9 protein-coding genes are annotated in these 12217 nt (G+C 66.7%); 3 read left to right on the forward strand and 6 right to left on the reverse strand.

Going from position 1 to position 12217, the window contains the following annotated elements:
- Nucleotides 1-56 precede the first annotated feature (56 nt).
- From mdoH to PVW27_RS09025, 3 genes are read right to left on the reverse strand one after another with little or no spacing between them, the layout of a single operon-like run.
- The gene (mdoH, locus tag PVW27_RS09015; RefSeq protein ID WP_274557008.1) at nt 57-1817 is read right to left on the reverse strand and encodes a glucans biosynthesis glucosyltransferase MdoH; all 1761 of its coding nucleotides are present in this window, start codon (nt 1815-1817) and stop codon (nt 57-59) included.
- A gap of 3 nt (nt 1818-1820) precedes the next feature.
- On the reverse strand, nt 1821-2000 hold the full coding sequence (locus PVW27_RS09020; protein ID WP_274557010.1) for a hypothetical protein: 180 nt from the start codon (nt 1998-2000) through the stop codon (nt 1821-1823).
- The gene (locus PVW27_RS09025; protein ID WP_432762069.1) at nt 1997-3586 is read right to left on the reverse strand and encodes a glucan biosynthesis protein; all 1590 of its coding nucleotides are present in this window, start codon (nt 3584-3586) and stop codon (nt 1997-1999) included. The genes PVW27_RS09020 and PVW27_RS09025 overlap by 4 nt, the downstream gene beginning before the upstream one ends.
- A gap of 342 nt (nt 3587-3928) precedes the next feature.
- Between PVW27_RS09025 and PVW27_RS09030 the strand changes: the two genes are divergently transcribed.
- Nucleotides 3929-5239 carry a short-chain fatty acid transporter gene (locus PVW27_RS09030; protein WP_274557013.1) on the forward strand — a complete coding sequence of 437 codons (1311 nt, stop codon included), beginning with the start codon at nt 3929-3931 and terminating at the stop codon, nt 5237-5239.
- A gap of 82 nt (nt 5240-5321) precedes the next feature.
- On the opposite strand, the gene secD is transcribed toward PVW27_RS09030, so the two are convergent.
- Genes secD through PVW27_RS09045 form a run of 3 tightly spaced genes read right to left on the reverse strand, consistent with a single transcriptional unit; the run spans nt 5322 to nt 9136 of the window.
- Complete coding sequence (gene secD, locus PVW27_RS09035) at nt 5322-7811, reverse strand: protein translocase subunit SecD (protein WP_274557015.1); 2490 nt, start codon at nt 7809-7811, stop codon at nt 5322-5324.
- Nucleotides 7812-7856: 45 nt separating this feature from the next.
- A complete protein-coding gene (locus PVW27_RS09040; protein ID WP_274557017.1) occupies nt 7857-8213 on the reverse strand; it encodes a hypothetical protein in 357 nt (118 codons plus the stop codon).
- A 2-nt stretch (nt 8214-8215) separates the two neighbouring features.
- Nucleotides 8216-9136, reverse strand: a complete 921-nt coding sequence (locus PVW27_RS09045) for a calcium/sodium antiporter (protein ID WP_274557018.1) — start codon at nt 9134-9136, stop codon at nt 8216-8218.
- Between the two features lie 261 nt (nt 9137-9397).
- Here PVW27_RS09045 and PVW27_RS09050 point away from each other — a divergent pair, with 261 nt between their 5' ends.
- Nucleotides 9398-10387, forward strand: coding sequence for a DUF6635 family protein (locus PVW27_RS09050; protein ID WP_274557020.1), 990 nt, complete (start codon nt 9398-9400; stop codon nt 10385-10387).
- 79 nt (nt 10388-10466) lie between these two features.
- Nucleotides 10467-11753 carry a hemolysin family protein gene (locus tag PVW27_RS09055; RefSeq protein WP_274557022.1) on the forward strand — a complete coding sequence of 429 codons (1287 nt, stop codon included), beginning with the start codon at nt 10467-10469 and terminating at the stop codon, nt 11751-11753.
- Nucleotides 11754-12217: the final 464 nt, after the last annotated feature.

The following is a 12217-nucleotide window of genomic DNA, read 5'->3' on the forward strand; positions in this document are numbered from 1 at the left end:
AACTGTGGTGCGGGGCAGACTGTGGCGCAAGACGCGCGACATGCAAGCGGCATTCGTCAGGCGGCGCTGATGCGGACGACCTTGCTGTCGGGTTGCCAGATGGCGCGGAATTGGCGGTCCAGCATCAGGACCTCGGGCATCGCGGCCTCGTTCGGGGTCTGGAAGAGCGGACTGCGCGCGGGCGCGGAGGACCAGGCGATGATGAGGGGAGCGGCCATCATGGGCAGCAGCACCGGGGCCAGCCAGGGCAGCAGCGCGGGCGAGAGCCATGCCGCGAGGGCCGCGCCGAGGACGCCGCTGATCACGATCCAGCGGCTGGCGGCCCATGACTCGGCCACCGTCATCGTACCGTCGCCGCGTGTCTGTGCGGGCCAGCCACCATCGACCCCGGCCACGACCTGCAGGACCGAGCGGGTGTTGAACATCAGAAAGACCGGGGCCGAGAGGGCCGAGAACAGGAGTTCCGCCCCGACGGCGCGGGCGGCGGCCCCGGCCCCGCCGAAACCGCGGGCGCGGCCGCGCAGGGCCGCGTCGATCAGGATCAGGATCTTGGGCAGGAACAGCAGGCCCACGATGCAGATCGCCAGCGCCAGCGCCTTGGAAGCATGCGACACCGGGATGACCGGCCAGCGCCAGCCTTCGATGGGGAAATAGTCGATGGGCGGGGCAAAGACGGGGGCCGCGATGGAGCAGAGCAGGAAGGCCAGCCAGATCACCGGCGAGAGATAGGCGAGGATGCCCTGGACGAAGACAAAGCGGCTCCAGGGTTTGAGGCCGGGCGCGGTGAGCAGACGGGAATGTTGCAGGTTGCCCTGACACCAGCGGCGGTCGCGCTTGGCGTGGAGCACCATGTTTTCGGGGCCTTCCTCGAAGCTGCCGGTGAGATCGTCATCGACGCGCACGGTCCAGCCTGCGCGGGCCAGAAGGGCGGCTTCGACATAATCATGGCTGAGGATATGGCCGCCGAATGGCGGGCGGCCCGAGAGTTCGGGCAGTCCGCAGCTTTCGGCGAAGGCGCGGACGCGGACGATGGCGTTATGGCCCCAGAAGGGGCCGGTGCGACCCTGCATGATGGCAAGGCCACGGCAGAAGATGGGTGAGTAGAAAGCGGCGGCGAATTGCTGGATGCGGCCAAAGCGGGATTGCGCATTCACGATCTGCGGCAGGGTTTGCAGCAGGCCCAGCTTGGGGTCGGCTTCCATCCGGCGGACCATCTCGACCATGGTCGCGCCTTCCATCAGGCTGTCGGCGTCAAGGATCACGGCCAGATCATAGGCGGCGCCCGAACGGGTGATGAAATCCTCGATATTGCCGGCCTTGCGGCCACGGTTGTTGTCGCGGCGGCGATAGAAGATGCGGCCTTCGACCCCGGTCAGGTTCAAAAGGCGCAGGAAGCCACGCTGCTCGGCCTCGGCCACCGTGTCGTCGCGGGTATCGGAGAGGATGGCGATGTGAAACCGCTCGGCACAGCCGGTGCGGCGCAGGGATGCGTCCATCGCCGCGATGCGGGGAAAGGTGGCGGCCGGGTCCTCGTTATAGACGGGGACGAGGATGACGCAGCGCGATGTGATCGGCCCGTCATGGCGCGGCACGGCGGGGGGGCGCGTGGTCAGACCGGCGAATGCCTGCAATGCGCCCCACGCCAGCCAGAAGGTGGAAATCAGGATCAGTGCGGCGCGCACCAGATCCATGACGTCCAGCCCATCGGCCGCGCCATAGCGCAGGAAGAGCAGAAACCCGCCCCATCCGATGAGCACGCTGCCCATCAGCAGACCGGTGCGGATCAGGAATACCCGCCGGTCAGAGGGCAAGGACATGGGTCAGACCCCGCGAGAGGGTTGCCGGGCTGGGCGGAACGCGGCCAGAACGAAAGACAGCACGCTGCGCGGGCGCTGCTCCAGCACTTGCGGCGGCATCGCCATGGGGGCCTCGGGCGGCGTCGATTGTTGCAGGGCCAGGCTGTCGGGATCGGCCTGGAATATGCCTGAAAGGTCATTCATCTTGCGTTGATCCACTGATAAAGCCAGTTTTCCGTCAATTTGCGTCCGTAACCCGCGAGATGGGCTGACAGTTCCACGACCGCGTCATCCTCGGCGCGCACGTCGATGAACAACCGCCAGACACCGTTCTGCGGCACCCGCTGCAACACGTTGCTGATCACCTCGCCATTGGCGACGGTCACCACCGGGGCAATTTCGGCCTCGGCTCCGAGGCGGTCAAGGAAGCCGCCACGGAAGTCGATCACGAATTTGCGCAGGCCGTCTTCGATCTCGACGCCCGCAACACCCCCATGACCGGCGCGGGTGACTTCCACATGGGCGATGGGGTCGGCGGGATCAAGCGGCAGGTCGCCCCAGTGCATTCTATAGGCGAATTCACGCGAGTCTCCGGCACGGGCCGGGGCTTCGGGCACCCAATAGGCGACGATATTGTCATTGGCTTCCAGATCCGAGGGGATCTCGACCAGACGCACATGCCCGTTGCCCCAGTCGCCCATCGGTTCGATGTCGAGCGAGGGGCGGCGGTGGTAATTCGCCTCGGTGTCCTGAAACTGTTCGAAATCCCGCTCGCGCTGGTGCAGGCCGAAACTGCGCGGGGCGGTTTCGGGGAAATAGCTGCCCGACAGGCGCGGCGGGTTGTTGAGCGGCCGCCAGATCGCCTCGCCATCGGCGCGCAGGATCCGCAGGCCGTCGCTGTCATGCACCTTGGGGCGGAAGTCGTCGAACTGGGTGTGGTTCTTTTCCGAATAGAGATACATCGAGGTGAGCGGGGCGATGCCCAGTTCTTCGACATCCTCGCGGAAGAAAAGCCGCGCGGTGACTTCGATCGTGGTCGTAGCGCCCGGGAAGAAGACAAAGCGGTAGGCCCCTGTCACCTTGGGGCTTTCCAGCGCGGCGTAGATCGTGATCAGGCCGGGGCCGGTGCCGCGTTCCATGTAGAAGCGCGAGAAGCGGGGAAATTCCTCGCCCGTGGCGGTGGCGGTGTTCAGGGCAAGGCCGCGGGCCGAGAGACCATAGGCCGAGCCGCGCCCGAGCGCGCGGAAATAGCTGGCGCCGACAAAGGCCACCAGTTCGTCCATCACATCGGGGCGGTTCAGCGGGTGGTGCAGGCGGAAGCCTGCGACGCCGGGCATGTCGGTCATCGGCGGGATCCGGTCGCCCAGATCGTTCAGATACTCGAAATCCTCGGTCGTGAAGCGCATCTCGGTGGCCATGCCGCCTGCCACTTCATAAAGGATGACGGGTTCCTTGAAGAGCCAGCCCATCGGGAAGGCAGCGAGCGCCAGCGTGCTGGTCTCGGAGGCCCAACGCATGCGGTCGGGGCGGAAGCGCACGAGGCGGTAGTCGTCGTAATCCAGTTCGGCCAGAAAGCCGCCCACGGGTTCGGGCACGCGGTGCGGTTCGGTCGAGAGAAGCCGCATCTCTTCGGACAGGATGTCGAAGGAAAATTGCTGCGGCGCAGCATCGGCGGGAGTGCCGCTTTCCTGTGCGGAAAGCCGCAGGGGAAAGGTGCTGGCAATGGCCGCCGTCGCGGCCAGGAAATGGCGGCGCGAGAGTGCGGGTTTCAGATCGGCAGAGACGAACATTTCGCGTTTAAACCCAAGCATTTCCGGCGCCGAACGCCGGCACCCGTTTCTGCGCATATATGGGCTAGCGGGGCTGCAACGCAAGTCCGCTTCGCTTGCGCTAACGATATGCGCGGGAAAGGGCCAATAGGGCCGTTCGGGTGCTGCCTAATTTTCGGGCAGAGCGGATGCTGCGGATGCAAAGGCGGGCATCAGGCATCCTGCGGGGCGGCATGGAGGCATCGGGGCGACCGTGGAGCGGGGGGCTGCGGTGTCCGTTCCGGGGCGCATTGGTTGACACCGGGGCGCTACGCAACCAATAGGGCGCTTCGTTATCAAATACACCATCTATAGGAGAGCCGGATGCTGAGAGCCCTATCCCAACCCGCCGTAAAGCTGATGGAGCGGTATCTGCCCGATCCTTTCATCTTCGTGGTGCTACTGACCCTGATCGCTGCTGCGGCGGCGATTCTGTTCGAAGGCACCCATCCGGTCGCGGTCGCGCAGATGTGGGGCGACGGGTTCTGGGCGCTGCTGGCGTTCTCGATGCAGATGTTGCTGGTGCTGGTGACGGGGTTCATTCTGGCCTCCTCGCCGCCGGTGAAGAAGGTCCTCGCGCTGCTGGCCGGGCTGGCCAAGACGCCCGGGGCGGCGATTCTGCTCGTCTCGGTTGTGTCGCTGCTGGCGTCATGGATCAACTGGGGATTCGGTCTGGTGGTGGGCGCATTGTTCGCCAAGGAACTGGCACGTCAGGTGCGCGTGGATTACCGTTTGCTGATCGCAGCGGCCTATTCGGGTTTCGTGATCTGGCATGGGGGCGTGTCCGGGTCGATCCCGTTGACGGTGGCGACGCCGGGGCATTTCACCGAAGGCCAGATCGGCGTGATCGGCACGGGTGACACGATCTTTGCCGGGTTCAACCTGATCATCGTGGCGGTGCTGTTCGTGGTGATCCCGTTGGTCAACCGGCTGATGCTGCCCACCGAACAGGACAGCGTCTATGTCACGCGCGACCAGTTGGGCGAGGATGAGAAGCCCGTCTTCACGCCGACCCGACCGGCGGAATACCTTGAGAGCAGCCGGGTGCTGATGCTGCTGATCGGGGTGCCGGGGTTGCTGTTTCTGGGGCACTACTGGTTTGTGCGCGGTGGCGCGATCAATCTGAACATCGTGAACTTCATGTTCCTGTTTCTGGGGATCGTGATGCATGGCACGGCGCGCAATCTGCTGGATGCGCTGAACGATGGCATCAAGGGCGGCGCGGGTATCGTGATCCAGTTTCCGTTTTACGCGGGGATCATGGCGATCATGACCCAGTCGGGTCTGGCGGAGAGCCTGTCGGAAGGGTTCGTGAGCATTTCGACCGCCGCCACGCTGCCGTTCTGGACCTTTCTGAGCGCGGGGATCGTGAACCTGTTCGTGCCATCGGGCGGCGGTCAATGGGCGGTGCAGGCGCCGGTGATCCTGCCGGCGGCGCAGGCGCTGGGCGCGGATATCTCGCGCGTGGTGATGGCGGTGGCCTGGGGGGATTCCTGGACGAACCTGCTGCAACCGTTCTGGGCGCTGCCGATGCTGGGGGTTGCCGGGTTGAAGGCCAAGGACATCATGGGCTTTTGCCTGATCCATCTGGTGATCACGGGGACGATCATCGGGACCTTGCTGGTCGTCCTGTAAACCGATTGCGCTGAGAGCGATTGACCCCGTCCGCCGTGCTGCGGGCGGGGTTTTCCTTTGTCTGCGCTGGGGGGGGCGGGGCTTAGCGTTCCGCCTGCGCCACCATCCCCTCGACCTTGTCGCCATAGGGCAGGGGCGCGGGCTGTGCCAGACCGTGGCGGGCCAGCCATGCCAGCACCGGGCCTGCGACGAAGAGCGACGAGGCCGTGGCGATCACCACGCCCGCGATCATCGGGGCGGCAAAGCCCGCCACCGCCGGACCACCCCAGAGCGCCATCGGCAGAAGCGCGGCGATGGTGGTGCCCGAGGTGAAGAGGCAGCGGCCCAGCACCTGATTGAGGCTGCGGTCGATCACCTGTGACAGGGGCTGATCGCCGCCGTCGTGCAGATGTTCGCGGATGCGGTCATAGACGACGACCTTGTCATTGACCGAATAGCCGATCAGCGTGAGCAAGGCGACGATGGTGGTCAAGTTCACTTCCCATCCCATCAGGGCGATGAGGCCGAAGGTCTTGGTCACGTCCAGAAACAGGACGGCGATGGCCCCCAGCGCGAAGTGCCACTCGAACCGGAGCCAGATATAGGCGAGCATGGCAAAGACCGCGAGGGACAGGGCCAGCGCGCCCGCCCATGCCAGATCGGCGCTGAAACTGGGGCCCACAAGGTCGATCTGCGGAAAGCTGATGCCCGGCACGACGCTGGCGGCGGCCTGTTCGACGGCCTGAACGGTGTCGGGTCCGGCCGCGCCCTGCACGCGCAGCAAGACTTGCGTCGGATCGGCGAAGGCTTGCAGGCTGGCATCGCCCGGCAGGGCAGTTGCCAGGGCGGTGCGCATCTCGGCCAGAGGCACGGGGGTGGGGGATTGCAGCACCATCTGCACGCCGCCGGTGAAGTCGATGCCCAGCGTGGGGCCGGGCCAGACCAGCGCGCCGATGGCCCCGAGGGACAGCAGCGCCGAGACGGACAGGGCCAGCGCGCCCTGCCGCATGAAGCCGAAGGTGCCGGGTGCGGTGACGCGGCCGATCAGGGGCGCGATGTCGAGCCGCCGCATGGCGCGCCAGTGCAGGATGGACTCCATCATGGCCCGCATCAGCACGATGGCGGTGAACATCGAGATCACGATGCCCAGGCTCATTGTCACAGCAAAGCCCCGGATCGCACCGGCGCCGAACCAGAACAGGACAAGCATCGCCAGAAGCGTCGTCAGGTTGGCGTCGAGGATCGTGGCCCAGGCGCGCTCGTAGCCAAGGCGCAGCGCCTTGGTGGCCGACGCGCCGCCCGCGGTTTCCTCGCGGATGCGGCTGAAGATGAGGATGTTGCTGTCCACCGCGATGCCAAGGCACAGGATGATGCCCGCGATGCCCGGCAGGGTGAGGGTCGCGCCCAGCATCCCCAAGGCCGTGAGGGTGAGCATCACGTTCAGCCCCAGCACGGCGCTGGCGAGCAGGCCCCAGCCACCATAAAGCGTGACCATGATCGCCACGACCAGCGCCAGACCCAGCGCACCGGTGATCAGGCCGGTGATGATGGAGTCGCTGCCAAGGGCGGCCCCGACGCTGCGTTCCTCGATCACTTCGAGCGAGGCAGGCAGGGCGCCGGAGTTCAGCAGCACCGCGAGGGTCTGGGCCTCGTCCACGGTGAAATCGCCGGTGATCTGGCCCTGACCGCCGGGGATGGCCTGCTGGATGACCGGGGCGGTCAGGACCTGACCGTCCAGCACCACGGCAAAGCGCTGGCCCACGTTCTCGGCCGTCAGCTCGCCAAAGCGGATGGCCCCGGCGCGGTCGAAGCCGAAGCTGATGACGGGGCGTTTTGTCTGTTGGTCGAAGGCCAGCGCAGCGCGGTCCAGCCTTTCGCCGGACAGGGCGACGCGGTCCTCGACGGGCAGGGTGCCCGTGCCGTCGCGCATCGGCAGGGCGCTGACGCCCGGTCCGGTGGCGGGGGCGACCATGTGAAAGCTCATCTTCGCGGTCGATCCCAGAAGGTCGCGCAATTGGCCGGGGTTTTCCACGCCGGGCATCTGCACAAGGATGCGGTCGGCCCCGACGCGGCTGATCACCGGCTCGGACACGCCGACCTGATCGACGCGGTGGCGGATCACCTCGAGGCTGCGGTCGGCGGCGTCGGTAGCGGCATGGTCCAGCCCGGCCTCGGTCAGCGTGAGGGTGAGTTGGTCAGCGGTCCGGTCCAGCGTCACCGCGATGGGCGCGCCGGGAATGGCGGCTTGCGACAGGGCGGCGGCGATGGTCTGTTCCGCGGCGGGTGAGGCGGGCAGGGTGATGCCCTGGTCGGTCATGGTGATCCGGGCCGGGGGCAGGTCCGCGTCGCGCAGCGCCTCGGCCACGAGGGCGCGCAGGTCGTCGCGCCGCGCTTCGGACAGCGCGGGGCGGTCCACCGCCAGCAGCAGATGCGCGCCGCCTTGCAGGTCGAGACCCAGCGAGACGGTCTGCGCCGTGGCCCATTGGGGCAGGCGCGCGCGTTGGCTGTCGGTCAGGAAGTTGGGAATGGCCGTGGCCACTGCGAGCAGCAGCAGCACGGCATAGGTCATGACGACCCATGGTGATCTTTTCATGTGGAAACGGTCCTTGATGTGTTGCGGTTGTCTGGCGTCGAAGGCTCAGACCGCGGGGGGACCGTGGGGATAGGGGCGCAGATGGGCGGCGCGGGGTGGTGTCGCGATGCGAAGCGCGGGGGCGATGGTCTGCGCGGTGGCGCGCTGCAGTGGCAGGGTCGAGGGCCGCGCCGTCACGGCATCGGGGGTGTCGTCCTGCGGCAGGGCGGCGATCAGGCGCGCGCTGTCCGTGGGCAGGATCGCAGGCGTCGCATCGGCCATGAGGTCCGCCGCCCCGGTGGGGGCGACAGCGGCTTGTGCGGCACGCGGGTCGGGGATCAGATCGCCCAGCAGCAACCCCAGAACCAGCAGCAGCCGCGACAGGATCGCGGCGGCACTGGTTCTGAACAGGGTTGCGGGCATCTTCATCCCTGTGCTGCTACCACATAGGCGACATAGGCCACCAGCATCATCAGACCGATGCCGCGCCCGATGCTGGGGCGCGTGACCAGCAGAAAGGTCAGCACGGCCGAGACCGCGATCATGATCGGCACGTCGAAGGTCAGGAAGCGGGTCGAGACCGGGATCGGGGCGATCAGGGCGGTGACGCCGAGGATGCCCAGAATGTTGAAGATGTTGGAGCCGACGATATTGCCGATGGCGATTTCAGACTGACGGCGGAAGGCGGCGATCAGCGAGGTGGCCAGTTCCGGCAGGGAGGTGCCGACTGCGACGATGGTCAGGCCGATGAACGCCTCGGACACGCCGAAGTCGCGGGCGATGGACACGGCCCCGTCCACCAGAAACCGGGCACCGACCATCAGCGCGGCCAGACCGCCCGCGACCCAGAGCAGCGAGATCAGCATGGTGGCGGGGGGCTTGGCGCCGTCCTCTTCCTCGGGGGCGGAGCCGGACTGGCGGTAGGCCCAGACCAGATAGGCGGCAAGGCCGGCCACCAGCATGGCGCCGGCGGGGCGGCCCATCACGCCCATGGCGAAGATCGGCACCAGCGCCACGGCTGCCGCCATCATCACGGCGGTGTCGCGGCGCAGCGTGTCGCCCAGCACGCGGATGGGCCAGACCATCGCGGACAGGCCCACGATCAGCAGGATATTGGCGATGTTGGAGCCCACGACATTGCCAAGCGCGATATCGGGCACGCCGCGGAGGGCGGCATCGACCGAGACCAGCAGTTCGGGGGTTGAGGTGCCGAAGCCGACCACGGTCAGGCCGATCAGCAGGGGAGGGATGGCCAAGCGGCGGGCGATATCGACGCTGCCGCGCACGAGGGCTTCGCCGCCGAGAAACAGTCCGACGATGCCACCAAGCAGATAAAGATAGTCCAAGATCAGGGTCCTTTGCGCCGGGTCGTCCGGCCATGTTGCGTGAGGTGTAGATGAAGGTTCAAGCCTGCAACCCCCGCCTGAAAATAATCCTGCCGCTGTGTGACTCCGACCCGTCACGGTTGCGCCTGTTCCGCGCGCCTGCCTTCCTGATCGGTGGATCACATCTTGACGCGGGGACGGCTGCATCCAACCTGTGACATGCATATATATATATGTAGCATGCCGCCGGATCGCGGCGGATCGCAGCGGAACACGAAAGTCATGAGCAGGATCATCACGCGACCCATGGCGGGCGCGCCGACACGGTCAGCCAGAGGGGGCGATCCGGTGCGGGCGCAGGCGGCGCAGCAGATCCGGGCGCGTGCGGCGCTGGTCGATGGCTTTGTGGCCCGTCATTTTCGCTTGCGCGGCACCTTGCATCTGCATGGGGCGGCATTGGGCGGTGATATCCTGCGCGCCCCCGTCAATCTGGTGCTGGCCCCGGTCCATGCGCTGATCCGGTTGCTGGCTCTGGTGGCGGCTGTGCTGGGCGCAAGGCGGGTCGCAGCGTGGTTGCGCGGGCGGTCCATCCTGTTGCGCACGCGCGTGGGCGCGCGGGTCGAGCGGGCGGTGGTGACCGAGCTTCTGGGGCTGCCGTGGCCGCAGCCTGCGCCGGATCATGATGCGGCGGTGCTGCAAGCGATCCTGTCGGCGCCGCAGTTGCGCCCCGTGCTGCGCCAGCAGGGAGATCCCGCAGAGGCCACGGCGCAGGGCCGCCGGCTGGCGGGCATGGTGTCGGGCTATTCCGGCACGCGGACCGCCGTGGCCGAGATTGCGACGGCGCTGGTCCTGCTGTTGGTGGGCGCGCTGGTGTTTCGGGCGCTGACGCCGGGGATGATCTCGATGGCGCCAAATCTGGCCGGTGTGGTCGCCCATGGCGCGGCGGTTGCGGATTTTCCCTTGGGCCAGACCTTGGGCGGGGTCTGGTATGGCCTATTTCCTGTAGGCGTGTCGCCGTGGTTGATGACTGGGGTAGTGGTCGCGCTGGTGATGCTGGGCGCGGTCATGGCGGCTTTCGCCGGTATCCTTGCCGATCCGGTGCAGGCGCGTCTTGGTCTGCATCAACGCCGACTGGAACGCCTGATCGCGGCCATGGCGGCGGAGGTCGAGGACGGTCAGGGCAAGGGCTTTGCGGCGCACGAGCATGCGCTGGCCCGTGTCGTGGATGTCTGGGACGCTGTGGTCAGTCTGCTGCGGGCCTTGCGCGGTTGATGTTCGTCGCGGTCACGTCACCTATATTGTAACGCTGAACCAGTCGCGCCCGCGTCATGGCCGCCCATTGAGGACATATATGTATATCGAGATCGGAATTGTTCTGTGCCTGACCCTGCTCAACGGTCTTTTGGCGATGTCGGAGCTGGCCATCGTGTCGGCCCGGACCGCGCGGCTGCAACTGATGGCGGATCGCGGCAGCAAGGGAGCAGTGACGGCCATTCGCCTTGCCGCGGATCCGGGGCGGTTCCTGTCCAGCGTGCAGATCGGCATCACGCTGGTGGGCGTGCTGTCGGGGGCCTTCTCGGGTGCGACTCTGGGCGCGCGGCTGTCGGATTTTCTGCTGGCGCAGGGTGTCTCGTCCGGTGTGGCGCTGCCGCTGGGGGTGGGCTCGGTCGTGGTGGCGATCACCTATCTGTCGCTGATCGTGGGGGAACTGGTACCCAAGCAGATCGCGTTGCGTGCCCCCGAAGCGGTGGCCGCGCGGGTGGCGCCGATGATGCAGCTGGTGGCGACTGTGGCCGCCCCGCTGATCTGGGTGCTGGATCGCTCGGGCAAGCTGGTGCTGCGCCTGTTGGGGCAGTCCGGTGATCAGGCACAGCAGGTGAGCGATGAGGAAGTGCGTCTGATCATTTCGGAAGCCGAGTCGGCGGGGGCGATGAAGCCTGCCGAGACCCGGATGATCGCCGGGGTGATGCGGATCGCCGATCGTTCGGCCCGTGGGTTGATGACGCCGCGCAGCGATGTGGAGATGCTGCCCCTGGATCTGGACCGGGCGGGGCTTCTGGAGCGGCTTGACCGGCTGACCCGGTCCAAGCTGCCCGTGTGGGAGGGGGAGCCGGACAATATCGTGGGCGTGCTGGTGGCGCGTGACCTGCTGGTCGCCGACAGGGGGGGCGACGGATTCGATCTGCGCGCCGTGCTGCGCGAGGCCCCCGTGGTGCGGGACGGGCAGGGCGCGCTGGATGTGATCGAGAACCTGCGGCGCGCGCCCGCGCATATGGTTCTGGTCTATGATGAATACGGCCACTTCGAGGGGATCATCACCCCGATGGACGTGTTGCAGGCGATCACCGGCGATTTTCATGAGGATGGCGAGGCCGAGCCCAAGATGGTGACCCGGAAGGATGGCAGCCTGCTGGTGGCGGGATGGATGCCGGTGGACGAGTTCGCCGATGCGCTGGGCCTGCAACTGGAGGCGGACCGCGACTATCAGACCGTGGCGGGGATGGTGCTGGACCGGATGGGCCGTCTGCCGCAGGTGGGCGAGACGCTGGAAGAGGGTGCCTGGCGGATCGAGGTGGTCGATCTGGACGGGCGGCGGATCGACAAACTGCTGGTCGCGCGCCGTGACGGGAGCGGGTGACCCGGGCGGTGGAGGTGAATCGGCGGCCCGACTCGGGCTGCGATTCCGGATCTGGCCCGCTGGCCGGCGAATCCAGGGCCAGATTCGCCGGAGCGGGCACCGGGGAATCGGTTGTCACCGTCCGCTGATCCGCGAGATGCGCGTTGAAACGGACTGCGGTCGCAGGTGGCTGGGCCAACAGGGCAAGGGCCTTGTGCCGCTCTGGCAGGCAGTCCGGCAAAGAGTTGCACAGCATTTTCGATTTTCGTGAATTTTCCTCTTGCGGCCAGATCAGCTTATCCCTAAATAGCCCCTCACGGCGACGCAGAGACGCGGCGCTGGGGACCGGACGGAACGAGGCGGCGGTGCTGCTGAGGGAGATCCGGGTGAGAATTTGGGGATAGATTGAGCGGGTTGCGCTTGTAGTTAGAGCGCACTCGGTTTGATTTTGTCTCTTGGGGTTACGGCTCCGACGCTCTTTGACA

The sequence above is a fragment of the Seohaeicola sp. 4SK31 genome (assembly GCF_028802875.1).
In the GTDB taxonomy this organism is placed as follows: Bacteria; Pseudomonadota; Alphaproteobacteria; order Rhodobacterales; family Rhodobacteraceae; genus Seohaeicola.